The sequence below is a fragment of the Agromyces marinus genome (assembly GCF_021442325.1).
Lineage (GTDB): Bacteria > Actinomycetota > Actinomycetes > Actinomycetales > Microbacteriaceae > Agromyces > Agromyces marinus.
In genome coordinates, this window is the sequence record NZ_CP087879.1 from 1,104,206 (window position 1) to 1,129,930 (window position 25,725).

Sequence of the window (25,725 nt, forward strand, 5' to 3'; positions counted from 1 at the left end):
AGGGGGACTGGTGACGCAGATCGGCAACGGCAACAGCCGCCACGAGGTCACGCTGCCCGACGGAACCGAGGTCGAGCTGGCATGGTCGGCTGCGACCGACACCGGCCTGCGCCGCTCGGTCAACGAGGACAGCTACGTGGCGCAGGCCCCGGTCTTCGCGGTCGCCGACGGAATGGGCGGGCACGCGGCGGGCGACTTCGCGAGCGCCGCGGTCGTGACCAGGCTCGCCGAGCACGGAGGACGGGCCGCCGTCGGCACCGCCGAGATCGACGCGGCGCTGAAATCGGCCGTCCAGGACATGGGCCGCGGCACCGGGGTCACCGACGAGGGCAGCGGCACGACCGTCACCGGCGTCGGCCTCGGCCTCGTCGGCGATGAGCCGGCCTGGATCGTGTTCAACATCGGGGACTCGCGCGTCTACCGGCTCGTCGGAGGCGTGCTCGAGCAGCTGACGGTCGACCACTCGATCGTGCAGGAGCTGGTCGACGCCGGGCAGATCACGCGCGAGGAAGCCGACACCCACCCGCACTCGAACGTCATCACGCGCGCGGTCGGGTTCCACGAGGCGCCGATCCCGGACTACCGGGCGATCCCGCTCGAGGAGGGCATGCGCCTGCTCCTGTGCTCCGACGGCCTGACCAAGGAACTCACCTCCTACGGCATCCGCCACTTCCTCACCTCGGGGCGGTCGCCCGACCAGGCCGTGAGGCAGCTCGTCGAAGCGGCCGTCGGCAACGGCGGGCGCGACAACGTGACCGTCATCGTGCTCGACGTGCTCCGGGTCGTCCGACCGTCCACAGGCGACGACGCGGGCTGATCCGGCGGCCGTGGCGCGACCCTAGAATTGGTGGACGCCGCGCGGCGGGCGCGCGGCGCGGATCGCGATCGAGCCGCTGGGAGGAACGTGACGAGGCGACTGCCGTCAACGCCGCCCAACCTGCCGGGCTTCTCGTTCATCCGGGTCCTCGGCTCGGGCGGCTTCGCCGACGTCTTCCTCTACGAGCAGAACATGCCCCGGCGGCTCGTGGCCGTCAAGGTCCTGCTCTCCGAGGTCGTCGACGACGAGGTCCGCCAGATGTTCCAGGCCGAGGCGAACCTGATGGCCCAGCTCTCGAGCCATCCGTCGATCCTGACCGTGTACCAGGCCAGCGTCGCGGCCGACGGGCGACCGTACCTCGTGATGGAGTACTGCTCCTCCACGCTCGCCCAGCGCTATCGTGCCGTCCAGCTGCCGCTGTCCGAGGTGCTCTCGACCGGCGTCCGCATCGCGAGCGCCGTCGAGACGGCGCACCGCCAGGGGGTCCTGCATCGCGACATCAAGCCCTCCAACATCCTCACGACGGCGTACGGCCACCCCGTGCTGGCCGACTTCGGCATCGCCGCGACCCTCGGCCAGGCGGCGGCCAGCGATGCCGTCGGGCTGTCGGTCCCCTGGTCGGCCCCGGAGGTGCTGCTGGACGAGGTCGCCGGCACGGTCGCGAGCGAGGTGTGGTCCCTCGGGGCCACGGTCTACTCCCTCATCGCGGGCCGGAGCCCGTTCGAGATCATCGGCGGTGACAACGGGACGGTCGCGCTCGTCGGCCGCATCGAGAAGGCCAAGGTTCCGCCCACCGGGCGACCCGACGTCCCTCGGAGCCTCGAGGCACTGCTCGCCCGCGCCATGTCCAAGCGGCCCGCCGACCGGCAGGCCGGTGCCCTGGAGTTCATCCGCGACCTCCAGGCCGTCGAGGAGGAGCTCGCCCTTCCGCAGACCCAGCTCGAGGTCGCCATGGACGACTGGGCGCTCGCCACGGCTGTCGACCCCGACGAACGGACGCGGATCGGCGCAGGGACGACCGTCGGTTCGTCGCGCTCGCGGCGCCGGCGCGCCCGCAGCGCGGCACGCCCCAGGACGGTCGACGGGAACTCGCAGGGTTCCGGGGCTGAGCGGGGTCGCGCCGCGCCGCCCTCGACGGGCCGCCTCATCGGGGGCGTCGCGGTCGCCGCGGCGGTGTTCGTCGGGCTCGTGGTCGCGGGGCTCGTCACGCTCGCCCGCGACGCGGGCGGGATCCCCGTCGTCACCGACGTGCGCGCGCGGACCGACGGCGCGGCCATCGAGTTCGCGTGGGAGGACCCGGGGCTGCGCGCCGGGGACGCCTACATCGTGACGGTCGACGGCGCGGCGTCGCCGCCGCAGCGCGCGGCGGCGTACTCGTTGAGCGTCGACGAGCCCGGAACGGTGTGCGTGAGCGTCACGGTCTGGCGCGATGGGAAGTCCGGCACCCCGAGCGTCGAACGCTGCACCGACGTCGACGAGGTGCCCGGATGAACCTGCGGGATCTCTGGAACCGGCGCCGTTCGGCGGTGCTGACCGGCGGGTCCGTCGTCGCGGTCGTCGCCCTCGTCGCGGGCGTCGCCGTGGCATCCGGGGGCTACACCGCGCAGCGCATCGACCTCGGAGACGCCTCCGTGTGGGTCGCCAACGACGAACGGCTGACCGTCGGCCGGGCGAGCACGGCCGTGCACGAGCTCAACGCCGTCGTCGACACCGGCGGGGCGCGTGCCGAGATCGTCCAGCGCGGTGCGAGCGTGCTCGTGCTCGACCGGGACAGGGCGAGCGTCGGCATCGTCGACGCGACGACGTCGACCGTGCTCGACACCGTGGCCGTCCCGGGCGATGCCGAGATCGCGCTCGCCGGAGACCGCGTCGTCCTCGCCGCGGACGGCGACGTCTGGGTCTGGCCGGCGGACGAGTTCGGATCCTTCGACGCGGAATCGGACCCCGCGGTCTCGTTCGGCCCCGGAGCCGTCGTCTCCGTCGACGAGGACGGCCGGATCTTCGGGTTCGTCCCGAGCACCGGGGTGCTCCACGCCTCCGACGCGGACCGGCCCGACGACGTCCGCTCGACCCGGATCGAGGCGTTCGAGGAGGCGGATCGCGTCCAGGTGACCTCCGTCGCGGGACGTTGGGCGGTGTTCGATGAGACCGCACTCGTCCTGCACGTCGAGGGCGGAACGACGGTCGACCTCGATCCCGTCGCGGACCCCGGAGACGGAGCGGTCCTGCAGCGCCCGGCGGCCGGCGGCGACCGCGTGCTCCTCGCGACGCGCACGCGACTCGTCGAAGCGCCCCTCGACGGTTCCGGCGCGGTCGTCCTCGTCGACGGGCGGCGCGGCGTCCCCGCCGCTCCGGTCACGCACGGCGGATGCAGCCACGCCGCCTGGTCGGACGGCATGGCCTGGCGCGACTGCGGGAACGCCGAGCTCGTGCCGCTCGCGGGAACGACCGGATCGCCGTCGCTCGCGTTCCTGGCGAACGGCGAGACGCTCGTGCTCAACGACCGCCGCTCGGGCACGACCTGGGCGGCATCCGGCGACTACGGCGTGATCGACAACTGGGACGACCTGCTGGCCGTCCGACGCGACGAGCAGACGGTCGAGGAGAACGACCCCGACGCGACGCCGACCATCGAGAAGACCCAGGTGCCGCCCGTGGCCGTCGACGACGACTTCGGCGCGCGGCCGGGCCGATCGACGCTGCTGCCCGTGCTGCTCGACGACTACGACGCGAACGGCGACGTGCTCATCGTCTCCGCGACCGACGGCGAACTGCCCGGCTGGGCGAGCCTCGACATCGTCGCGAACCGCCAGCAGATCCAGCTCACCCTCGACGCGGACGCGTCCGGCTCCTTCGAGTTCGGGTACACGATCGACGACGGTCGTGGCGGCACGGCGCACGCGAACGTCGCGGTCACGGTGCGCGCGCCGGACGAGAACGGCGCCCCCGAGCAGGTGCGGCCGACCCGGGCGGTCGTCGAGGAGGGCGGCCGCGTCACGACGGCGGTGCTCGGCGAGTGGGTCGATCCCGACGGCGACCCCGTGTTCCTCAGGCGCGCGACGGCCGAGGCGCCCGACCGCGTGTCGTCCACCGCCGACGGCGTCGTCGTGTTCGACGAGGGGGCCGGCCGCGGGCCCTCCCGGTCGATCGCGCTGGTCGTCTCCGACGGCCGCGACGACGGCAACGGTGCGATGAGCGTCGCGGTGCGCCCGCTCGGCGAGGCACCGGTCATCGCCGAGCCGTTCGTCGCGCTCGCGACCGCCGGCGAGGAGATCGAGATCGAACCCCTCAGGCACGTGCGGGGCGGGTCGGGGATGCCGCGCCTGAGCGCGGTCCCCGCCAAGCCGAAGGCCGAGATCACCCCCGACTTCGACTCGGGCACCTTCCGCTTCCGATCCGAGGACGTGCGAACGCACTACCTCGAGTACACCGTGACCGACGGCGGCGAGACGGCCACGGGACTCGTGAGGGTCGAGGTGAGCGCCCCGCCGGAACGCGACACCACGCCCATCACGGTTCCGCACACCGCGTTCCTGCGCCTCGACCAGCCGATGGAGGTCGATGTGCTCGCGACCGACATCGACCCGACCGGGGGGCTGCTCGTCCTCACCGGCGCGGCCGAGGAACCCGTCGACGCACTGCGGATCGAGGTCATCGACAACCGCGTGCTGCGCGTCACGCTCACGCAGCCGCTGCCGACCGGGTCGACCAGCTTCGGCTATCGGGTGAGCAACGGCCTCGCCGATGCCGTCGGCGCCGTCACGGTCGTCGAGGTGCCCCGCCCCGACCGGTTCCAGCCGCCGATCGCCGTAGCGGACACGGCGTCGGCGCGAACGGGCGACGTCATCGACATCCCGGTCCTCGACAACGACGCGCACCCCGACGGCGACCGGCTCGTCCTCGCTCCCGAACTCGAGCAGGCCCCCGCCGCGGGGCTGCTCTTCACCTCGGCCGGGCGCCTGCGCTTCGCCGCACCCGATGCGCCCGGCGAGTACACCGGCGTCTATCGCGTCGAGGGACCGGACGGCCAGTTCGGGACCGCCGCCGTGACCATCACGGTGCGCGACGCCGATCCCGAGGGCAACGCGGCCCCGGTGCCGCGAACCGCCACCGCGCGGGTCCTCGCGGGCGGCACGGTCCGGATCCAGATCTCGCTCGGCGGCATCGACCCCGACGGCGACTCGGTCCAGCTCATCGGCGAGGAGTCCAACCCCGAGCGGGGGTCCGTCGTGGATCGCGGCCCCGACTGGCTCGAGTACCGGGCCGGCGAGTACTCGGCCGGCACGGACTCCTTCTCGTACGCGGTGGTCGACGCCCTCGGAGCCCGGGCGAGCGGAACCGTTCGCGTCGGCGTGGCGCCGGCCGCGCCGGGCGCCCGGCCCCCCGTCGCGATCGAGGACGACGTGACCGTGCGGCCCGGCCGGACCGTCGCCGTCCGGGTGCTCGAGAACGACAGCGACCCCGACGGGTCGCCGCTGCGGCTGACCGGGGCGGAGCCGAACACCGCAGGCACGTCGGTCGAGACGATCGACGGCCTCGTCGTGGTCGACGTTCCCGAGGAGCCCGACACCTACGGAGCGATCTACACGATCGAGAACGAGCGCCAGTCGAGCGCCTCGAGCTTCGTCCGCGTCACCGCCGACCCCGATGCCCCGCTCGCCCGGCCCGAGGCGCCCGACGTCGTCCTCAGCCTCACGGACGTGCTCGAGGAGGACGAGGTCTCGGTCGACGTCCTCGAGGACGTCTTCATCGCGGATGCGGACCCGGGCGAAGCCGACGTTGCGCTCGTCGCCGGGTACGGCGACGGCGCGCGCGTCGAAGCCGAGGGCGACGTGCGGGTGGAGGTCCGCGACGCCCGCCGCATCGTGCCCTACTCGGTCGGCCACCCCGACGACCCGGGCCTTCGCGCGTACGCGTTCATCTGGGTGCCGGGCCGCGACGACGCGCTGCCGCAGCTGCGCCGCGACGCACCACCCGTTCGCGTGACCTCGGGTGAGGAGGTCGTCTTCGAGCTCGAGGACTACGTCGTCGCGGCGTCCGGCCGTCCGGTCAGGTTGACGGATGCCGCGACCGTGCGCGCGTCCCGATCGGACGGGAGCGACCTCGTCCTCGACCAGGACACCCTCCGGTTCCGGAGCGAGGACGGGTACTTCGGGCCGGCATCCATCTCATTCACCGTGACGGACGGAGCGAGCGCGGACGATCCGGATGGACGGGTCGGGACCATCGTCGTGCCGATCGACGTCCGGCCGGGGGAGGGGCAGCCGCCCGCATTCGTCGGAGGCGTGATCGACTTCGAGCCCGGCCAGGAGAAGGCCATCGACCTCGAGCGCCTGACGAGCTCAGCGGATGCCGACGCGAGCGACCTGGAGTTCCGGGTCGTCGGCCCGGTGCCCGAGGGGTTCGACGCGGGCCTCGACGGCGGCGACCTCGTGGTCCGCACCGACGCGAGCACGGCCCAGGGCACGCGCCGGTCGATCACGATCGGCGTCGCCGACGGCGGGATCGAGGGGACGCCGGGCCGGATCGACCTGCGGGTCGTGCCGTCGACGAGGCCGCTCGCGCAGCCGGCGCCGGACCTCGCCGTCGCCCCGCGCGGTCGGACCACGACCGTCGACGTGCTCGAGAACGACGCCGCCGGCAACCCGTTCCCGAACTCGCCGCTGCGCGTCCTGCGCGTGCGCGGGGTGGATGCGGAGAGCCTTCCGCCCGGGCTCAGGGTCGTGCCCGACGACGACCGCGCGACGCTCGCCGTGACGGTCGAGCCGGGAGCCGATCCCGTCAACACGACGCTGCAGTACCAGGTGGCCGACGCCACGGATGACTCGAGCAGGTACGCCTGGGGCACGGTCACGATCTCGGTCCAGGATCGTCCCGAACCGGTCACCGAGGCACGGCTCACCGCGTTCCGCGACGGCGAGATCGACCTCGCGTTCGGCGCGGGTGCCGCGAACAACTCGCCGATCGAGGGCTACCGGATCAGCCTGCTCGACGCGGGCGACGGAACGGAGCTCAGCGCCTCGGAGTGCGCTGCGACCACCTGCACCGTTCCGACGACCGGGAACGGTCCGGCTTCGGCCGCGGTGGTCCGGATCCAGGCCCGCAACGCGATCGGGCTCAGCCACCCGGTCGACCTGCCCGAACCGGTCTGGTCGGACGTCATCCCGCCGCCGGCAGCGGGCCTTCGAGCGCTCCCGCTCGACGGACGACTGCGCGTGGAGTGGAGCCCGGTCCCATCCGGATCGGGCAGCCCGGTCGAGACGTACGCGGTCTGGGTCGCCGGTTCGCCCGTCGAGGTTCCGGCGTCCAGGGCCTGCACGGCGTCGCTGTGCACCTTCGACTCCCAGGACCTCGCCAACGGCAGCACGGTGGCGGTGACCGTGAGTGCACGCAACGGCGCGCTCCCGGCGCTCGCCGCGTGGACCGAGGCCACGACGACGGGAACGCCCTTCGGCGTGCCGTTCGCGGGAGCGATGAACGATCCGGTTCCGAATCCCGCGGCGGGCAGCGTGGTCGTGTCGTGGTCTGCGTTCGACGGCAACGGCGACGCGATCGACGGGTACTTCGTCCAGCGGCTCGTCGAGGGGGAGACCGCCGTGCCGACGGGCGCCCAGGCGTGCACGGTCACCCGTCCCGCACCGGGAAGCGTCGTCGCCCCCACGGTGGGCGGGACGGTCGCCGAGATGGTGCACGTGGGGCCCGGGACGGCGAGCGTGGCGTTCACGGGCACCGACGCGCAGTCGGCGAGGTACGGGTTCGTCGTCTGGGGGTACAACCGGGCCGGGTGCGTCTCCACGGAGGTCAAGACGACCGTCGTGCGTCCGGCGCCCGACGCGATCAGCGACGTCCGGAGCGGGATGGGATGGCTCGGCCCCGAGACCTGGGACCGCCACATCGACGGCGTCGTCGGCGGAACCCGCCGGCTGCAGGTGATCGCGGTGGACGGGTCGGGAGCGCGGGTCGGTTCGCCGCGGGACTTCTCGGGGTCGGGATGGCTCCGCCAGCTGCTCGACCGCCCGTTCGGGCAGACGGCCCGGTTCCAGGTCCGCGCGTGCACCGTGTGGGGCACCTGCGGGCCGTGGTCCGAGACGTTCCCGAGCGGCGAATCCCCATCGCTCACCTTCGCCCTGCCGGGGCGGGCGTACGACCCGGCGACGCGCACCTGGTCGTGGACGGCCGATCCCGCCAACGGCGGGCTCCCCGTCGAGTACCGCTGCGGGTCGCGCGACGATGCAGGCAGGCCCGCGCAGTCCTCGACGTCCTGCACGGTCGAGAACGGCAGGCCCGGCGACGCGGTCTGGTTGGATGTTGAGGTCGCGGGCGTCACCGCGAGATTCGAGGCACGATGAAGCCCACGGAGGAGCACCGCATGACGATGACGCCCGAGGACGCCACCCGGTTCGCGTCGAACCTCGACGAGCTCGTCGGAGCCGTCGAGGAGGTGCTGCTCGGCAAGAACCGCGTCATCCGGCTCGCGTTCACCGCGCTGCTGAGCGAGGGGCACCTCCTGCTCGAGGACGTGCCCGGCACGGGAAAGACCTCGCTCGCGCGAACCATGGCCCAGTCGGTCGCGGGGACGAGCAACCGCGTGCAGTTCACCCCCGACCTGCTCCCGGGCGACATCACCGGCGTCTCCGTCTACGACCAGCGCTCGCGTGCATTCGAGTTCCATCCCGGCCCCGTCTTCGCGAACATCGTGCTCGCCGACGAGATCAACCGGGCCAGCCCGAAGACGCAGTCCGCGCTGCTCGAGGTCATGGAGGAGGGCCAGGTCACCGTCGACGGTCAGACCCACCCCGTCGCCCGTCCGTTCATGGTCATCGCGACCCAGAACCCCGTCGAGCAGGCAGGCACCTACCGGCTCCCCGAAGCGCAGCTGGACCGATTCCTCATGCGCACCTCGATCGGATACCCGGACCACGCGTCGACCATCCGGATCCTCGAGGGAACCGACCAGCGCGCGCACGACCATCGCGTCGAGGCACGCCTGGACGCCGCCGAGATCGTCGAGATGGCGGCGCTCGCGCGCACCGTCTACGTCGACCCGACCATCAACGACTACGTCTCGCGTCTCGTCGACGCGACCCGGAGCGCGACCGAGGTGCGCCTCGGCGTGAGCGTCCGCGGCGCACTCGCGCTCGTGCGCGCCGCGAAGACGCACGCCGCGGGCCGCGGGCGGCACTACGTCGTCCCCGACGACGTCAAGGCCCTCGCCGAGCCCGTGCTCGCGCACCGGATCATCCTCGATCCCGAGGCCGAGTTCGACGGCGTCACCGCATCCAACCTCATCGCACAGGTGCTCATCGAGACCCCACCGCCCGCAGCGAGGCAGGTCGGGTGAGCTCCGACACCCGGACGATCATCCCCGAGGAGGCCGCGAGCCAGGGCCTGCTCGCGGTGGTCATCGCTCGCGCGGTCGTCGCCGCGCGAGCCGCGGCATCCGTTCTCGAACGCACGACCCGTGCGGCGCGCTCGGTCGTGACGCCCCTCGGCTGGGGCGTGATCGCCGGCGGGATCGCCTCGCTCGTCCTCGCGTACGGCTGGGGGTGGACCGAGCTCGCCGTGATCGGCTGGGGCCTGCTGTTCGTCGCGGCCGCGGCCTCCCTCTGGCTGGTCGGGCGGGGAGCCGGACAGATCCTGCTCACGCTCCCCGTCCCGCGCGTCGCCGTCGGCGAGACCGCCGAGGCGCGCCTGGTCGCCCGCAATCCCGGACGTCGGCGATTCTCGGGCGCCCGGCTCGAGATCCCGGTCGGTCGCCGGGTCGTGGAACTGCTCCTGCCGGCGCTCTCGCGCGGCGGGGAGGTCGACGAGCACGTCGGCATCCCGACCGACCGACGCGGCATCGTCGCCGTCGGACCGGCGCGCACCGTCCGTGCCGACCCCCTCGGGCTCATGCGACGCGAGATCGTGTGGTCGGACGTGCGCGAACTGCACGTGCATCCCCGAACGGTCGCGGTGTCGGCGCTGAGCACCGGGTACCTCCGCGACCTCGAGGGGTCGCCGACACGCGACCTGACGGCGAGCGACATCGCCTTCCATGCGCTCCGGGAGTACCAGCCGGGGGACGACCGACGGTACATCCACTGGCGCAGTTCGGCCAAGACCGGCACGTTCATGGTGCGCCAGTTCGAGGAGACCCGGCGCAGCCGTCTCATGGTGCTGCTCGACCTCCGCCCGGACGCGTACGAGGACCCCGACGACTTCGAGCTGGCGGTGAGCGTCGCGGCATCGATCGGGGCCCGCGCCATCCGCGACGCGAGGAGCCTGGCGTTCGCGGTGTCGGGTCGGTGGCGGAGCGGTCGGCCCGCCCTGAATCGTCGCACCGCCCTGAACCGTCGCACCGCCCCGGGGGCCGAGCCCGTGCGCTCACGCTCGGGCATCGCAGCGGTCCGCGAACTGCCGACGGCGTCGCGCGACCGGCTCCTCGACGCGCTGTGCATCGAGGAGCGCGACCCTCGCGCCGCCGCCCTCGGGGACGTCGCGCGCGCCGCCGCCGAGTCCATCTCGGGGGTCTCGCTCGCGTTCGTGATCACCGGGGGAGCCTGCGAGGTCGCCGACCTGCGGCAGGCCGCGACGCGGCTTCCGCTCGGGGTCGAGACGATCGCGGTGCGCTGCCGATCCGAGGGCGAGGCGAGCGCACGCTCGGTCGGGGGCGTCGCCGTCTACGGGATCGGCTACCTCGAGGACCTGGCCTCCCTGCTCGCGCGGACGGCGTCGGTGGCATGAGCGCGGCACCGGCCCAGGGGCAGCCGCGCACGACGCGGCCGTTCGGCGCAGGCTCGCGGCCCGGCGCAGTGCGCCTGCGCGGGTCCGCGCTCGGGTCCGCGATCGTCGGGACGCTGCTCGTGATGCTGGTCCTGGCGACCGCGATGATCCCGTGGTGGCCGATCTACGAGTCCGCGCGGTTCCTCGTCGCCGCGACGGTCGCGATCGTCACGGGAGCCGCGATCGCCCTCGCCGGGGCGATCTGGAGGTGGCCCGCGTGGGCGGTCGTCGGAGCGGTCGCGGCGGGCTACGTCGTGCTGGGCGTCCCCGTCGCGGTGCCCGCGCGGGCCTACGCCGGGGTGCTTCCCACCGCCGAAGGCGTCATCGACCTCGTGCTCGCGGCGTCGCTGTCGTGGAAGCAGCTCGTCACGATCTCCGTGCCCGTCGGCTCGTACCAGGCGCTCCTCGTGCCGCCGTTCCTCCTGGGCCTCATCGCGAGCGCTGCCGCCGTCACGATCGCCGTGCGCACCCGCCACCCCGCGCTCGCGCTCCTGCCGCCCGCGGCACTCCTCATCACGGGAATCGTGCTCGGCGTCGTGCACGACGAGGGCGCCTTCACGGCGGGCGCGGCGTTCCTCGTCGCGAGCATCGCCTGGCTCGTCCGCCTCGCCTTCGCGCGGACCCGGCCCGAGGCGCGCATCGGGTCCAATTCCGCGCTCGCCGAGGTGCGGCGGATCATCGGCGCGGCGCTCGTCCTCGCCGTCGCGCTCGGCGGGGCCACCGCCGCGTCGCTGGCCATGCCGGCCGGCCCTCGGGACGTGGTGCGCGCCGAGCTGCGCCCGCCGTTCGACCCGCGGACCCAGGACAGCCCGCTGTCCGGCTTCCGTGCGGCGTTCGCACCCGAGGTCGCCGATAGGGAGATGCTCGGCGTGACCGGCCTGCCGAACGGGGTCGGCCTGCGCATCGCGGTGCTCGACACCTACGACGGCATCGTGTACTCCGTCGGCGGGAGCGATCGCTCGGCCGCCTCGGGCCAGTTCACGAGGCTGCCGTACCGCCTGGACCAGTCGGACGAAGCCGGGCGGCCCGTGGCGCTCGAGGTCGAGGTGCTCGGCTATCGCGACGTCTGGGTGCCGGGAGCAGGGAGCCTCGAGCGCATCGAGTTCGACGAGCCGCGAGCGGATGCCCTCGCGGACGAGTTCGCATACAACGACGTGACCGGGACCGCGGCCGTCCGATCCGGCCTGCAGGCCGGCGACGGATACCGGGCGAGCTCGGTCGCGACCGTCGGCGGCGTCGACCTGACGCTGCTGCGCCCCGGCGGCGCCATCCTCCCGGAATCGCCAGAGGCGCCCGACGAACTGCTGCGGCTGCTCGACGCGTGGACGCGTTCCTCCGACGAGCCCGGCGCGCGGCTGGCGGCCGTCATCGAGGGCTTCCATCGCGAGGGCTACGTCAGCCACGGGCTGGAGGACGAGACGCCGAGCCGATCCGGCCACGCGCTCGACCGGATCGCCGAGCTCGCGACGGCCAACCCGATGGTGGGGGACGGCGAGCAGTACGCGGTCGCGGCTGCGCTCCTCGCGCGCGAGATCGGCTTCCCGGCACGGGTCGTGGTCGGCTACCTGCCACGGCCCGAGGACGACGCAGGGGCCGCACGGGTGCTCCGCAGCTCCGACCTGCAGGCCTGGATCGAAGTGCAGGCAGCGGACGGAGCGTGGATCCCGGTCGACCCCAACCCGGAGGTGCGCCCCGTACCCGAGCGGGAGCCGGACGACCCCACGGTGGTCTCGCGGCCCCAGTCGGCCCTGCCGCCGCCGGAGGACCCGACACCGCTCGACGACCGTTCGGGCGAGCCGGACTCCGGATCGCAGGACCCCGATCGCGACGACGCCTGGGTCGCCGCGCTCATCGCAACCCTGCGGATCGTCGGCATCGTCCTCGCGTTCCTCGCGCTGCTCGCGAGCCCGTTCGCCGCGATCCTCGTGGCCAAGGCGCGCCGCCGCCGCCTCCGGCGACGAGCTCCGACGTCCGTCGAACGGATCGAGGGCGGATGGCAGGAGTTCGCGGACCAGGCGGCCGACCACGGATACCCGATCGTTCCGACCGCGACTCGCGCCGAACAGGCCGCGGTCGTCGGCGGTCTCGCACCCGCGGTACTCGCCGCAGTCGTCGATCGGGCCGTCTTCGGCCCGGACGGACCGCATCCGGGCGACGACGATCGCGTCTGGGAGTCGGTCGACGAACTCAGGGGACGCCTCGACGAGCCGAGATCGCGGCGCGAGCGCCTGCGCGCGCGGGTCTCGCTCGCCTCGCTCGGCGGGTACGCTGGCTCGCGGAAGGGAACGGGGACGTGAACTGCCGGATCTGCGGAGCGACACTGCCCGAGGGGGCGATGTTCTGCGGCGCGTGCGGGAGCTCGACGTCGGCGACGCCCGAGTCCCGGAGGCCGTTCGACCCGCGACCCGGCGACACCTTCGTCATCCACCGCACCGAGACCGGCGTGCTCAGCGTGCCGGTGCATCCGCCCGGGCCGTTCGAACCGCCGGCCGCATCCGCGCCCGCTCCGGCACCCGATGAGGATGCCGACGAGGAACCCGCGAGCGGCGCCACGCCCGAGGAGGCTCCGCCCGCGGCATCCGCTTTCGTACTGACCTTCACGACCGGCGAGGTCGTGACCGTCCGGGGGACCGGCCTGGTCGGGCGCCGGCCGCTGGCCGAGCCCGAGGAGGCGTTCGACCACCTCGTGCAGATCGTCGATCGCGGCGTGTCGGTCTCGAAGACCCATCTCGAGTTCGGCCAGCACGAGGGCGCGCTCTGGGTGGCCGATCGGTACTCGGCGAACGGCACGGTCGTTCGCCGCCCGGGGGAGTCCGGGGTCCGGTGCGAGCCCGGTCGGCGGGTGCTCGTGCCGAGGGGGAGCCGCGTCGAGATCGGCGAGCAGGCGTTCACGGTCGCCTGATCGGCGACCCGCCCTCCACGGACCGATCCGGTCGGCGCGTTCCCCACGTCCGGGAGTCGGCCGGCCCGCCCGCCCCTGCCGATGTGATGGCGTGGTCGCATGACGGATGCCGCGGCGCGCGCGCTCGAGGGACTGCCCTCGCTCAGCCTCCCACCGAGCCCGCCCGACCCCCCGCGCCCGGGCTTCCCCTGGATCGCGGCGGCCGCGCCCGTCGCCGGTGCGTTCGCGATCTGGGCGATCACGGGTTCGGCGCTCGCGCTCGCCTTCGCCGCACTGGGCCCGCTCGTCGCGCTCGCCTCGATGCTCGACGCCCGACGGTCCGCGCGCAGGGACCGGCGCGCGCACACCCGGGAGCGGCTCGCGGCGCTCCAGCGGCTGCGTGACGAGATCGCGCGGAGACACGACCTCGAACGCGCGGCGGCGTGGTCGGCCGCGCCGACCGCTCGGGCGTTGCAGGGCCGCGGGGTTCCCGCGTGGGGTCCGAACCTTCCGGGGCGGGTGGTCGTCGGGTCGGGCGTGGTCGCGAGTCGCGTCGCGATCGAGCGAGCGCAGCGGTCCGAACCGGACGCGGACGACCTGCTCGCGGTCGCCTCCAGGCTCACGGACGCCCCGGTGCGGGTCGACCTGCGCGGCGGGATCGGGTTCGTCGGACCCATCGCCCTGGCCCGCGCCGCTGCACGCGCGAGCGTCATGCAGGTCGCCGCGACGATCGACCCGTCGGCGTGCATCCTGCGCCCGGACGGCGACGCCTGGGCGTGGGTGGACGAGCTGCCGCACGCGACTCGCCCGGGCTCGTCGGTCCGGGTGCGGATCGTCGACCGCGTGGAGGAGTCGCGATGCGACCCGGGCAGGGCGGATGCCGCGGCGAGCGAGCCCTCGGAGACCGTCCTCGCCGTCGCCGAGCAGGTCGGCGAACTCCCACCCGGCGTGGGCGCGATCATCCGGACCGCGACGACGCGCGGCGGGGTGCTGCACGTGGATGGCGCACGGCCGGAGCCGATCCGGCCGGAGTACCTCTCGGAGGCCGAGGCCCGTGAGGCGGCCGGGCGCCTCGCGTCCATCGCACGGCGGGCCGGCATCGCGGCATCCGCTCGCGCCCTGCCCGAGCGGGTGGAGCTGGGATCGCTGCTGGAGCCGGCGGGACTCGCACCGCGCGACGGGGCCGACCGCGCCCGTCTGCCCGCGACCTTCCTCGCCGGGGGCTCCGGCCCCGTCGAGATCGACCTCGTCGCCGGACCGCACGCGATCGTCGCGGGCACGTCGGGGAGCGGGAAGAGCGAACTGCTCGTGGCCTGGATCACGGCGATGGCCGCGGCGCGCCCGCCGGATCGGGTCGCATTCCTCCTCGTCGACTTCAAGGGCGGTGCGGCATTCGAACCGGTCGCCGGGCTCCCGCACGTGGCCGGGGCGGTCACCGACCTCGACGAGGACGAGGCGCAGCGCGCCGTGACCAGCCTGCGCGCGGAGCTGCGCCACCGCGAGCGCGTCCTCGCCGATTCGGGGGCGCGCGAGATCTCCGCCGTCCCGCCGAGCGTCGTCCTGCCTCGCCTGGTCGTGGTCATCGACGAGTTCCAGGCGATGATCGAGCGCTTCCCGGAGCTCGGCTCGGCGGTCGCCGACATCGCCGCCCGCGGCCGCTCGCTGGGGGTGCACCTGATCCTCTCCGCGCAGCGGCCGAACGGGGTCGTCCGCGAGCAGGTCAGCGCGAACTGCGGGATCCGGATGTCGCTGCGCGTGCTCCAGCGCGCCGACAGCGTTGCGGTCGTCGGGACCGACGCCGCCGCGCACCTGGATCCGTCCCGCCCGGGCCGGGTCATGGTCGACGCCGGCGACGCTCGCGCGGTCGAGGCGCAGTCCGCGCTCGCCGACCCCGACACGATCGCGGCGGTCGCGGCCGGGTACGCCGGGGCCGGGCCGCCGCGCCGCCCCTGGCTCGACCGGCTGCCCGCGCGGATCGGGGTCGACGACGTCGACGCGGTGCTCTCCGACGCCGACGGCGTGCGATCCGACGGCGTGCGATCCGACGGTCCGTCGGGCGGTTCGGCGGGCCTGGTCCTCGGGGTCGCCGACGACCCGGCCGAGCAGCGGCGTCGGCCGGTGCGCTGGAGCCCGGGGGTCGACGGCGCGCTGCTCGTCCTGGGCAGCCCGGGGTCGGGCCGGTCCGCACTGCTGGAGGCCATCGCGGTGCAGGTCGAGCGCGAGCACGGCCCGGGTGCGGTGGTCCGGCTGGACGGACCGCCAGGGCGCGACTGGGACCGGCTGACGACGCTGCGCGAGGCGGCGGTCGCCGCGGCCGGTGCGGCCGACGAGGTCCGACTGGTCGTCGCGGACGACCTCGACCTGCGCTTCGCCGGCTGGCCGGACGAGCACCGCTTCGCTGCGCTCGACGCGGTCGAGGACCTGGCGCGTGCGGTCCGCCGCTCGGGACCGGCGCTCGCCGCGGCCGCGACGCGCGCGTCCGCGCTGCCGCCCGGGCTCCGCGACCTGCTCGCGACGCACGCGCTGCTGCGCCACGCCACGCGTGCCGACCTCGTCCACGCCGGCGGCGACGGCGGGCTGCACCGCGGCGATGCGCCGCCGGGTTCCGGTCAGTGGAACGGGCTCCGTGCCCAGTTCCTGCATGCGGCACGGCCGCCCGCTCCCGCGAGCGACCTGACGGATGCGCCGGCGCTGCGCCTCGACGGGGCCGCGTGCGTCGCGATCTGCTCGGCACGACCCGGACCGGACGCGGCAACCATCGCGCGGATCCTCGAGCGCGGCCCGACGGGCGGCGAGGCGATCCGGCTCGCCGACGGCCCCGAGGCGGTCGCGCGGGCGACCGCCGCGTTCGCCCGCGGACCGGCCGAGGTGCCGGTCGCGGTCATCGGCGACGGTGAGGCGTGGACCTCGAACTGGGCGCTCGCCGCGACGGCACGTGCGCGGGCGCACCTGATCGTGCACGGCGGACCGGCCGAGTACCGTGCGCTGGTGCGGAGCTCAGGCCTGCCGCCCCTGCTCGACGGCCACCGCGACCAGTGCTGGTCGGTCGAGCCCGGCGAGCCAGCGGTGCGACGAACCTGGCCGACCGGCTGACGACGGATTCCGCAGGCGCCACGGGCAGAACGATGCGGATTCCGTGCCTGCCGATGATGGAAAGTCACGATTCGGACATCATGTGCTGACACCGGGCCGTTCCCTGTGTCACTATCTTCGCACCCCTTGCACGAGCAGCACGTCGATAGGAGACCCTCGTGAGCAGCCGACCCCTTCCCCAGGACCCCGCCGTCCGCGCCCTCATCGCCCAGGCGCGCCGGGCGCAGCTGACCCGCCGGAGCCTGCTCGCGGGCGCCGGAGCGGGCGCCTCGGCGCTCACCCTCGCGGCCTGTTCGACCGGAGGCGGTCAGGCGAAGCCGACCGCCGCCGCCGACGACTCCGCCAACGACAAGACGCTCAACTGGGCGAACTGGGCCGCGTACATCGACGAGGACGACGCCGGCAACTACCCCACCCTCGTCGCCTTCGAGGAGGAGACCGGCATCTCGGTCAACTACGAGGTCGCGGTCGACGACAACAACACCTACTACGGCAAGGTCAAGGACCAGCTCGCGCTCGGCCAGGACATCGGCGCCGACACGGTGTGCCTGACCGACTGGATGGTCTCGAGGTGGATCCGGCTCGGCTACACGCAGGAACTCGACCACGCGAACATCCCGAACATCGCCAACCTCGCACCCGCGCTCGAGAACCCCGGCTTCGACCCCGGTCGCGTGCACTCGCTGCCGTGGCAGGGCGGCTTCGCCGGCATCTGCTGGAACACCGAGAAGGTCCCGGGCGGGCTCGCCTCGGTCCAGGACCTCTGGAACGCCGAGCTGAAGGGCCGCGTCGGCGTGCTCTCCGAGATGCGCGACACGATGGGCCTCATCATGCTGGAGAACGGCGTGGACATCGCGGGCGACTGGGGCGACGCCGAGTACGACGCCGCCATCGAGATCCTCGACGAGCAGGTCGCCAACGGGCAGATCCGCAACATCAAGGGCAACTCCTACCTCGAGGACCTCAAGAGCGAGGACACGCTCGCGGCCATCTGCTGGTCGGGCGACATCACGGTCCTGAACGCCGAGGCCGGCGACAAGTGGCAGTTCGCGATCCCGGACGCGGGCGGCACGCTGTGGAACGACAACTTCCTCATCCCGATCGGCTCGCCCCGCAAGACCAACGCCGAGACGCTCATGAACTACTACTACGAGCCCGAGGTCGCGGCGGAGGTCGCGGCGTGGGTGAACTTCATCACGCCGGTCGTCGGCGCGCAGGAGGCGGCGAGCGCGATCGACCCGGAACTCGCCGAGAACCAGCTGATCTTCCCCAACGCCGACACCCTGAGCACCGCGCACATCTTCCGCGCGCTCTCGGGAGCCGAGGAGCAGAAGTACCAGACCCAGTTCCAGCAGATCCTCCTGGGTTCGTGATGTCGGTTCGCGAATTCGCCGAGAGCGGGGCCGACCTCGAGCTCGTCGGGATCCAGAAGCGCTTCCCGGGCTTCACGGCCATCGAGGAGCTCGACCTCACGATTCCCGCCGGCTCGTTCTTCGCCCTGCTCGGCCCGTCGGGCTGCGGGAAGACCACCACGCTGCGTCTGGTCGCCGGGCTCGAGGAGCCGACCAACGGGCGCATCCTGATCGGCGGGAAGGACGTCACGGCCACGCGTGCGCACCAGCGCCCCGTCAACACGGTGTTCCAGAGCTACGCGCTGTTCCCGCACATGTCGATCATCGAGAACGTCGCGTTCGGGCTCAAGCGTCGCCGGATCGCCGACGCGCAGGCCAGGGCCCACGAGGCGCTCGCGCTCGTCGAACTCGACCACCTCGCGCAACGCCGACCGGCCCAGCTCTCCGGCGGCCAGCAGCAGCGCGTCGCCCTCGCCAGGGCGATCGTGAACCGGCCCGCGCTGCTGCTGCTCGACGAACCGCTCGGTGCACTCGACCTGAAGCTCCGCCGGCAGATGCAGCTCGAGCTCAAGACCATCCAGGAGGAGGTCGGACTGACCTTCCTCCATGTCACCCACGACCAGGAGGAGGCCATGACCATGGCCGACACCGTCGCGGTGATGAACAAGGGCGCGATCGAGCAGATGGGTGCGCCGGAGGAGCTCTACGAGCTGCCGCGCACGGCGTTCGTGGCGAACTTCCTCGGCAAGTCGAACCTGTTCACGGGCGATGTGGTCGCCACGACCGACGCGGCGATCACCGTCGACGCGGGCGGCCATCGCATCGTGGTGCCCACGTCGCGCTCGCAGCGGCACCAGGGCCTGGTCACGATCGGGGTCCGACCCGAGAAGGTCACGTTGCATCCGGAGGAGCCGGAGCCGTCGTCGGGTCGGAACCTGCTCGGCCCGGGGCACGTCATCGACGTGTCGTTCGCCGGGGTGAGCACCGAGTACACGGTCGCGGTCCCGGGCGTCGGAACGATGTCGGTGTTCGCGCAGAACATGACGTTCGGCCCCGTCGCGCACGAGGGATCCGAGGTCTGGCTCAGCTGGGACGTCGAGCACGGGTTCGGGCTCTCCGATGAACCGGACGAGTCCTCGCGCTTCCCGGCGGACTCGGATACGCAGTCCATCGCCGTGCAGCGCCGCGAAGCGCTCCTCACGGAGCTCGAGGGCAGCTGAGCCATGGCCTTCGCAGCATTCGCGACGACGGAGGCGCAGCCGCAGGTCACCAGGAGGAAGAGCCCGATCGCGCTCCTCCTGCTGCTTCCCGGCATCCTCTACCTCGTCCTGTTCTTCCTGACACCGCTCATCTCGCTGATCCTGACCTCGCTCCAGGCCCCCAGCGAGTTCGGCGACATCGGCGTATACGACTACGCGTTCAACTGGCAGAACTACGTCGCCGTCGTCGAGGCGTACTGGCCGCACATCCTGCGCTCGTTCGGCTACGCACTGCTGGCGACGGTGTTCGCGCTCCTGTTCAGCTACCCGATCGCCTACTTCATCGGCGTCAAGGCGCGACGCTGGCCGTTGCTGCAGAGCCTCATGCTGGTGCTCGTGATCGCGCCGTTCTTCATCAGCTTCCTGCTGCGCACCCTGGCCTGGAAGCAGATCCTGTCGGACGAGTCGCTCATCATCACCTCGCTGAAGGCGCTGTCGCTGCTCGCACCCGACGCGTACTTCGCGGGGACGCCGTTCGCGGTGGTGTTCGGCCTGACGTACAACTTCATCCCGTTCATGACCCTGCCGCTCTACACCGCGCTCGAGCGGCTCGACACGCGCTACCTCGAGGCGGGCAGCGACCTGTACGCGAACCCCTTCACGGTCTTCCGGAAGGTGACCATCCCGCTTTCGATGCCGGGCATCGTCGCGGGGACGCTGCTGACCTTCATCCCGGCGGCGGGTGACTACATCAACGCCAGTCGCGACTTCCTCGGCGGGCCGGACACGCAGATGATGGGCAACGTGATCGAGGCGAACTTCCTGGTGCTGCTGAACTACCCGGCGGCCGCGGCGCTCTCGATCATCCTGATGGCCGCGATCCTCGTGCTCGTCGGCGTCTACGTGAAGCGCTCGGGAACGGAGGACCTGCTGTGAGCGGAGAAGTCCAGGCGGCCGCCGTCCTCGGCGGGCTGGCCGAGAGCGAGGAACTCGAGGACCGACGGGGGCCGCAGCGCCCCCGGCGCGGACGGATCGGGCTCGGCGACTGGCTCCTGCCGGTCTACGTCGTCATCGCCTTCGTGTTCCTGCTGATCCCGATCGCGTACACGTTCGTGTTCTCGTTCAACGACTCCCTGAAGTCCAACATCGCGTGGCGCGGCTTCACCTTCGACAAGTGGCTGAACGTCTGCAACGTCGAGGGCGGCGCCGTGTGCGAGGCGTTCGGCAACAGCATCCTGATCGGCCTCGTGGCGACGGTCATCGCGACGACGCTCGGCACGATGATCGCGATCGCGCTCGTGCGCTACCGGTTCCGGGCGCGGTCGTCGATCAGCCTGCTGCTGTTCCTGCCCATGGCGACCCCCGAGGTCGTGCTCGGCGCCGGACTCGCGGCGCAGTTCCTCGCGGTGGGCGTGCCGAAGGACATGCTGACGATCATCCTCGCGCACACGATGTTCTGCATCAGCTTCGTGGTGGTGACCGTCAAGGCCCGCGTCGCGAGCCTCGATCCCGCCCTCGAGGAGGCCGGGCGCGACCTCTACGGTTCGCCGCGCGCGGTGTTCTGGCGGATCACGTTCCCCCTGCTCACCCCGGGCATCATGGCCGCGGCGCTGCTGTCGTTCGCGCTGAGCTTCGACGACTTCATCATCACGAACTTCAACTCCGGTTCCGTGACGACGTTCCCGAAGTACGTCTACATCTCGGCGTCGCGCGGCATTCCGGCCGAGGCGAACGTCATCGCGTCCGCGGTGTTCATCGTGGCCCTCGTGCTCGTCGTCATCGCGCAGGTCTCGCGCGCGGCCCGGGCGAAGCGCCTCGCGGCGGAGGTGGGCTGACCGGACCGGTCGAAGCCGGTGGCCGGGTCCGTGCGCGTCAGACCGTCGCGCGGATCCGGCCGACGGCTCGGCCACCGCCGAGCACGTCGAGTCCGAGTTCGGGCTCGACCCGGTCGACGTCGGACGCCGCCAGCGCACCCGCCGCGACGAGCAGGCGTGCTGCGACGACGCCCGAGGCCCGTGGCGACCCGTCGAGCATCTTCATCGCGAGCGTCGTGCCGTCCGGTGCGGTCATGACCTGCACGCCCTCGGCACCGAACTTCGAGAACACGCCGAGGCGTTCGATGAGCACCGAGTCGTGCCTGCCCGCGCCGGCGACGGCCCATCCGTTGCCGCGCACGCCCTCGGTGAGCGCGGCGGCCTCGCGGAAGAGCGCGAACGGCGAGGACGCCGCGGAGGTCGTGATCTTCTGGATGCCACGCGCGAGCGCGGTGAGGCTGACGGCGTGGACCGGCGCCCCGCACCCGTCGATGACGCTCGCGACCGGACGTTCGCCCGCGAGTCGTTCGAGCACGTCGAGGATGCGCTTCTGCAGCGGATGCTCCGGCTCCAGGTAGTCCTCGATCGACCAGCCGTTGGCTCGGCAGGCCAGGAGCATCGCCGCGTGCTTGCCCGAGCAGTTCATCGTGATCGGGTCCGGACGGAGCCCGGCGCGCACGATCTCGTCGCGCGCGGCGCGGTCGGTCGGGAACTCGGCCGGGCACTGCAGTGCGGATGCGGGCAGGCCCTCGCGCGCGAGCAACCCCCGGACGAGGGCGACGTGGCGGGAGGTGCCGGTGTGGCTCGCGGTCGCGATGGCGGCATCCTCGCCGCGCAGGGTGACGCCCGAGGTCATGACGGCGAGCGCCTGGAACGGCTTCATGCTGGATCGTGCGAGCACCGGGGCGTTCGGCGCGCCGAGTACGCGCACCGTGTCGCCGTCGGGACCGAGGACAACCGCCGAGCCGATGTGCCGGGACTCGACGAATCCGCCGCGTTCGACGACGGCCAGTTCGGCGGCGGCAGCCGCGGGGAAGGTCTCTCCCACGTGCGTCAGCCGAGGCTCGCGAACGCGTCGCCGATCACGCCGAGCGCATCTTCGACGAGCTCGTCGGTCATGCGCAGGCTCGGCAGGAACCGCAGGACGTTGCCCCACGTCCCGGCGTTCAGCAGGAGGACGCCGTGCTCGGCCGCGTAGGCGATGACCTTCGACACCGCCTCGGCGTTGGGCGCCTTGGTCGTCTCGGCCGTGCCCGGCTGGACGAGTTCGATCGCGATCATGGCACCGCGTCCGCGGATGTCGCCGATGATCGGGTGCCGTTCGCGCAGCCGTTCCAGGCCCGCCGTCAGGGTCGCCTCGATCCGCTGCGCCTCGGCGAGGAGCCCGTCGGCCTCGATGGTCTCGAACACGGCGATCGCCGCGGCGCACGCGACCGGGTTGCCCCCGAAGGTGCCGCCGAGGCCGCCCGCGTGTGCGGCATCCATGATCTCGGCGCGCCCGGTCACGGCGGCGAGGGGGAAGCCGGCGGCGACCCCCTTTGCGGTGAGCACGAGGTCCGGGGTCCAGCCGAAGTGCTCGGCGGCGTACACGCGCCCGGTGCGGGCCATGCCGGTCTGGATCTCGTCGGCGATCATGACGACGCCGGCCGCGGTGCACCATTCCTGCAGCGCGGGCAGGTAGCCGTCGGCGGGGACCATGAAGCCGCCTTCGCCCTGGATGGGTTCGACGACGAGGCACGCGAGGTCGCTCGCGCCGACGACCTTCTCGAGGTAGCCGATGGTCCGTGCTGCGGCCTCGGCCCCGGTCAGGCCGTCGCGGTACGGGTAGGAGCTCGGAGCGTGGTAGACGTCGCCCGCGAGCGGGCCGAACCCGGTCGCGTACGGCATGGCCTTGTAGTTCATGGCCATCGTGAGGTTCGTGCGGCCGTGGTACGCGTGGTCGAGCACGGCGACGGCGCGTCGCCCGGTGTGCTTGCGGGCGATCTTCACGCCGTTCTCGACGGCCTCGGCGCCCGAGTTGACGAGCACGCTCCGCTTCGCGAAGTCGCCGGGGGTGTGCTCGGCGAGCAGTTCCGCGACGCGGACGTACTCCTCGTAGGGGGTCACGGTGAAGAGCGTGTGCAGCACGTCGCGCGACTGATCGATCGCGGCCTCGACGACGCGCGCGGGCGTGTGGCCCGCGGTCGTGACGCCGATGCCCGCGCCGAAGTCGAGGAATCGGTTGCCGTCGACGTCTTCGATCACGGCGCCGTGGGCGCGGGCGATGTAGACCGGGAGCGCGCTGGAGACGCCTGCGGACACGACCGCGGTGCGACGGGCGTGCAGTTCCTGCGAACGCGGGCCGGGGATCGCGGTGACGATCCGTCGTTCCTGCGGAACGGCCGAGCCGGCCGGTTCCGCGGGCAGCGTCTGGACGGGAAGCTGGGTGTCAGTCATGATCCGCCCAGCCTAGCGCCGCGTCGGGCCCGCGGCGTGGGCCCTCTGGTGCAGAATCGACCTCGGCGCGGCGCTCGTCCGCGCGCTCGGCGAAGGGATGGCGATGCTCGGCGAACACCGTTACGCGATCGGCCTCGAATGGCAGGGGGATCGGGGCGAGGGCACCGCCTCGTACCGTTCCTACGGTCGGCAGCACGTCGTCCGCGCCCCTGGCAAGCTGCACGAGATCGCCGGTTCGAGCGATCGGGCGTTCCACGGCGACCGCGACCGGTGGAATCCGGAGGAGCTGGTGCTCGCGGCGCTCAGTCAGTGCCACATGCTCTCCTACCTGCATGTCGCGGTGAACCACGGCATCGTCGTCGTGGGCTACGAGGACGACGCCGCGGCCCTCATGCGCGAGGACGGACGCGGCGGGGGGAGCCTCGTCGAGGCGGTGCTCCGACCGAGGGTCACCGTGGCCGAGGAGTCGATGCGGGTGCTCGCCGAGTCGCTGCACCACGAGGCGGCCGAGAAGTGCTTCATCGCGGCATCCGTCGCGTTCCCGGTCCGGCACGAACCGGCGACCCTGGTCCGGGAGGCCTGATCCGCCGCCGCTACGGCGCCGAGCCGGGAGGCGCCGGAGCGGGGCACGGGAAGCCGCCCACGAGCCTCGAGCACGGCGGGAAGTACTCGGGCAGCCGTTCCTCGAGCGGGTCGCCGAACCAGCGGTTCCAGATGCGCCAGAAATTCAGGTTGCCGTAGGCCGAGCAGTCGTCGCCCGCCGACGGATCCTCGAGGACCGTGCCGTTGGGTTGGTAGGGCGTGTAGTTGTACAGGTTCGCGGTCGCCTGGTTCCGGATCCGGATCGCGCTCGACCCGCAGGCGGTGTCCGGGTGGTACCCCACCTCGACGCGGCCGACCCGGTAGGCCCGGTCCGGCTGGACCGTGTACTGCCGGAACTGCCAGGCGGCGTTGTAGACCTGGTTGAAGAAGCCGAAGTACTCGGTGTCGCAGTCGGCGGTGTCGGGGCAGGCGTAGCCGGTCGCGCGCTGGTACCCGTAGGTGCTCGGCCTCGTGAGCAGCGATTGCTCCTTCTGGAGCAGGACGAGCAGGGTGCGCGGGCTCACGCCGCAGGCGTCGGCGACCTCGGCGATGATGCGGCTGGCCGGCACGGCGGTGCCCGCGGGCACTGCGGTGCAGTGGCGCGGTCCGGCGGGCGGCACCGCGGGGACGTCTTCGGCGTAGTCGGCCAGGCAGGGCACGTCGTCGGCGGGCCGGCAGTCCCGCGATTCCAGGAAGGACTGGATGCCGCGCTCGGTCATCGCGGCCGAATCGAAGAAGGCGTCGTCGCTGACGATGAACCCCGGGTCGAACTGCGCGGTCGACGGCGCCCGCCGGTCCTGCGAGGTGACGTCGCGTTGCATGCCCGGCTCGGGTGCGCAGGCCGAGAGCAGCAGTGCCGCGGATGCCGCGATCACCGCGATCCACGTCCGCGTCGCCGTCCTCATCCGGCCGACGATACCGGCGCGCCCGGATCGATCGCTGGGAATCAAGTCGATCCCCGCGAATCGGGCCGATCGCCGGAATCGGGCTGATCCCCGGGAACCCGCAGGGGTCAGACGCGCTCGCGCGGTACGACGCGGTCGGCGATCTTCGCCAGGGTGCCCTGCGGCGGTGCCTCGTTGTAGGCGTTCGCGAGTTCCTGGCCCGTGAGCGCGTGGATCGCCGCCATGATCTCGTCGGTCGCGGCCCGGCGGGCGCGCCCGGAGGTGGCTGCGCCGTGCCGCGAGAGGTCGAGGGGTTCGCCGAACTTCACCGTCACCGGCGCCACGCGCGGCATCGTCGAGCCGACCGGCTGGATCTCCTGCGTGCCGATGAGCCCGACGGGGACGACGGTCGCGCCCGTCTCGAGGGCGAGCCAGGCGATGCCGGTGCGCCCGCGGTAGAGGCGGCCGTCGAGCGATCGCGTGCCTTCGGGGTAGAGCGCGAACGCGCTGCCGGACTCCAGGATGCGACGGCCCTGGTCGAGCGCGGCCTGCGCTTGGGCGCCCGCCCCGCGCTCGACGCCGACCGCGCCGATCGCGGTGAAGAACGTCCGGGAGGCCCAGCCCTTCAGGCCGGTGCCGGTGAAGTAGTGCGATTTCGCGAGGAACTGGACGGGCCGGGGCGCCGCGAGCGGGATGACGATGCTGTCGACGAAGGAGAGGTGGTTCGAGGCGAGGATGACCGGGCCGGTGCGGGGAACGTGCTCGGCGCCGAGGATCTTCGGCCGGTAGACCAGCCGGACGAGGGGCCGGAGGACGCCGCGGACGAGACCGTAGACGGGCCCCGGCTTCGACGGCTTCGCGGGCGCGGCATCGACCTCGATCTGAGTCACCCCTCGACGGTA

The 25,725-nt window shown here is 72.8% G+C and carries 17 protein-coding genes; 13 read left to right on the top strand and 4 right to left on the bottom strand.

Annotation, left to right across the window (positions count from 1 at the left end; translation table 11 throughout):
• Positions 1 to 10 precede the first annotated feature (10 nt).
• The 12 genes from DSM26151_RS05205 to DSM26151_RS05260 all read left to right on the top strand — a co-directional run bounded on the left by DSM26151_RS05205 (position 11) and on the right by DSM26151_RS05260 (position 20,942).
• Positions 11 to 817: a PP2C family protein-serine/threonine phosphatase gene (locus tag DSM26151_RS05205; RefSeq protein ID WP_234661356.1), complete on the top strand. Its 807-nt coding sequence runs from the start codon at positions 11 to 13 to the stop codon at positions 815 to 817.
• Between the two features lie 87 nt (positions 818 to 904).
• Positions 905 to 2,308 (top strand): serine/threonine-protein kinase, encoded by a 1,404-nt coding sequence (locus DSM26151_RS05210; protein ID WP_234661357.1) that lies wholly within the window; start codon positions 905 to 907, stop codon positions 2,306 to 2,308.
• Entirely contained in the window at positions 2,305 to 8,166 is a 5,862-nt protein-coding gene (locus tag DSM26151_RS05215; protein WP_234661358.1) for an Ig-like domain-containing protein, read from the top strand. Before DSM26151_RS05210 ends, DSM26151_RS05215 begins: the two co-directional genes overlap by 4 nt.
• A gap of 20 nt (positions 8,167 to 8,186) precedes the next feature.
• Positions 8,187 to 9,158: an AAA family ATPase gene (locus DSM26151_RS05220; RefSeq protein WP_234661359.1), complete on the top strand. Its 972-nt coding sequence runs from the start codon at positions 8,187 to 8,189 to the stop codon at positions 9,156 to 9,158.
• Complete coding sequence (locus tag DSM26151_RS05225) at positions 9,155 to 10,543, top strand: DUF58 domain-containing protein (protein ID WP_234661360.1); 1,389 nt, start codon at positions 9,155 to 9,157, stop codon at positions 10,541 to 10,543. The genes DSM26151_RS05220 and DSM26151_RS05225 overlap by 4 nt, the downstream gene beginning before the upstream one ends.
• Positions 10,540 to 12,879: a transglutaminase-like domain-containing protein gene (locus DSM26151_RS05230; RefSeq protein WP_234661361.1), complete on the top strand. Its 2,340-nt coding sequence runs from the start codon at positions 10,540 to 10,542 to the stop codon at positions 12,877 to 12,879. Before DSM26151_RS05225 ends, DSM26151_RS05230 begins: the two co-directional genes overlap by 4 nt.
• Complete coding sequence (locus tag DSM26151_RS05235; RefSeq protein WP_234661362.1) at positions 12,876 to 13,484, top strand: FHA domain-containing protein; 609 nt, start codon at positions 12,876 to 12,878, stop codon at positions 13,482 to 13,484. The genes DSM26151_RS05230 and DSM26151_RS05235 overlap by 4 nt, the downstream gene beginning before the upstream one ends.
• Before the next feature lie 99 nt (positions 13,485 to 13,583).
• Positions 13,584 to 16,556: an FtsK/SpoIIIE domain-containing protein gene (locus tag DSM26151_RS05240; protein WP_234661363.1), complete on the top strand. Its 2,973-nt coding sequence runs from the start codon at positions 13,584 to 13,586 to the stop codon at positions 16,554 to 16,556.
• 158 nt (positions 16,557 to 16,714) lie between these two features.
• Positions 16,715 to 17,929 carry an ABC transporter substrate-binding protein gene (locus DSM26151_RS05245; RefSeq protein WP_234661364.1) on the top strand — a complete coding sequence of 405 codons (1,215 nt, stop codon included), beginning with the start codon at positions 16,715 to 16,717 and terminating at the stop codon, positions 17,927 to 17,929.
• The gene (locus DSM26151_RS05250) at positions 17,929 to 19,128 is read left to right on the top strand and encodes an ABC transporter ATP-binding protein (RefSeq protein ID WP_234661365.1); all 1,200 of its coding nucleotides are present in this window, start codon (positions 17,929 to 17,931) and stop codon (positions 19,126 to 19,128) included. The genes DSM26151_RS05245 and DSM26151_RS05250 overlap by 1 nt, the downstream gene beginning before the upstream one ends.
• A gap of 3 nt (positions 19,129 to 19,131) precedes the next feature.
• Positions 19,132 to 20,043, top strand: a complete 912-nt coding sequence (locus DSM26151_RS05255; protein ID WP_234661366.1) for an ABC transporter permease — start codon at positions 19,132 to 19,134, stop codon at positions 20,041 to 20,043.
• Between the two features lie 95 nt (positions 20,044 to 20,138).
• Positions 20,139 to 20,942 (top strand): ABC transporter permease, encoded by an 804-nt coding sequence (locus tag DSM26151_RS05260; RefSeq protein WP_234661802.1) that lies wholly within the window; start codon positions 20,139 to 20,141, stop codon positions 20,940 to 20,942.
• A 37-nt stretch (positions 20,943 to 20,979) separates the two neighbouring features.
• Here DSM26151_RS05260 and DSM26151_RS05265 read toward each other — a convergent pair whose 3' ends face one another.
• On the bottom strand, positions 20,980 to 21,969 hold the full coding sequence (locus DSM26151_RS05265) for an asparaginase (RefSeq protein ID WP_234661367.1): 990 nt from the start codon (positions 21,967 to 21,969) through the stop codon (positions 20,980 to 20,982).
• 5 nt (positions 21,970 to 21,974) lie between these two features.
• Positions 21,975 to 23,357 (bottom strand): 4-aminobutyrate--2-oxoglutarate transaminase, encoded by a 1,383-nt coding sequence (gabT, locus tag DSM26151_RS05270; RefSeq protein WP_234661368.1) that lies wholly within the window; start codon positions 23,355 to 23,357, stop codon positions 21,975 to 21,977.
• Between the two features lie 103 nt (positions 23,358 to 23,460).
• Here gabT and DSM26151_RS05275 point away from each other — a divergent pair, with 103 nt between their 5' ends.
• Positions 23,461 to 23,940 (top strand): OsmC family protein, encoded by a 480-nt coding sequence (locus tag DSM26151_RS05275; protein WP_234661369.1) that lies wholly within the window; start codon positions 23,461 to 23,463, stop codon positions 23,938 to 23,940.
• Between the two features lie 10 nt (positions 23,941 to 23,950).
• Here the strand turns inward: DSM26151_RS05275 and DSM26151_RS05280 are convergent, their stop codons facing one another.
• Together DSM26151_RS05280 and DSM26151_RS05285 are read right to left on the bottom strand one after the other, a co-directional pair.
• Positions 23,951 to 24,844: a hypothetical protein gene (locus tag DSM26151_RS05280; RefSeq protein ID WP_234661370.1), complete on the bottom strand. Its 894-nt coding sequence runs from the start codon at positions 24,842 to 24,844 to the stop codon at positions 23,951 to 23,953.
• A 107-nt stretch (positions 24,845 to 24,951) separates the two neighbouring features.
• Positions 24,952 to 25,713, bottom strand: coding sequence for a lysophospholipid acyltransferase family protein (locus tag DSM26151_RS05285; protein WP_407651016.1), 762 nt, complete (start codon positions 25,711 to 25,713; stop codon positions 24,952 to 24,954).
• Between the last annotated feature and the right edge of the window lie 12 nt (positions 25,714 to 25,725).

Coding starts and splice junctions, on each gene's coding strand:
- DSM26151_RS05215 (WP_234661358.1), top strand. CDS start 2,305: ATGAACCTGCGGGATCTCTGGAACCGGCGCCGTTCGGCGGTGCTGACC.
- DSM26151_RS05220 (WP_234661359.1), top strand. CDS start 8,187: ATGACGATGACGCCCGAGGACGCCACCCGGTTCGCGTCGAACCTCGAC.
- DSM26151_RS05230 (WP_234661361.1), top strand. CDS start 10,540: ATGAGCGCGGCACCGGCCCAGGGGCAGCCGCGCACGACGCGGCCGTTC.
- DSM26151_RS05240 (WP_234661363.1), top strand. CDS start 13,584: ATGACGGATGCCGCGGCGCGCGCGCTCGAGGGACTGCCCTCGCTCAGC.
- DSM26151_RS05250 (WP_234661365.1), top strand. CDS start 17,929: ATGTCGGTTCGCGAATTCGCCGAGAGCGGGGCCGACCTCGAGCTCGTC.
- DSM26151_RS05255 (WP_234661366.1), top strand. CDS start 19,132: ATGGCCTTCGCAGCATTCGCGACGACGGAGGCGCAGCCGCAGGTCACC.
- gabT (WP_234661368.1), bottom strand. CDS start 23,357: ATGACTGACACCCAGCTTCCCGTCCAGACGCTGCCCGCGGAACCGGCC.
- DSM26151_RS05275 (WP_234661369.1), top strand. CDS start 23,461: ATGCTCGGCGAACACCGTTACGCGATCGGCCTCGAATGGCAGGGGGAT.
- DSM26151_RS05280 (WP_234661370.1), bottom strand. CDS start 24,844: ATGAGGACGGCGACGCGGACGTGGATCGCGGTGATCGCGGCATCCGCG.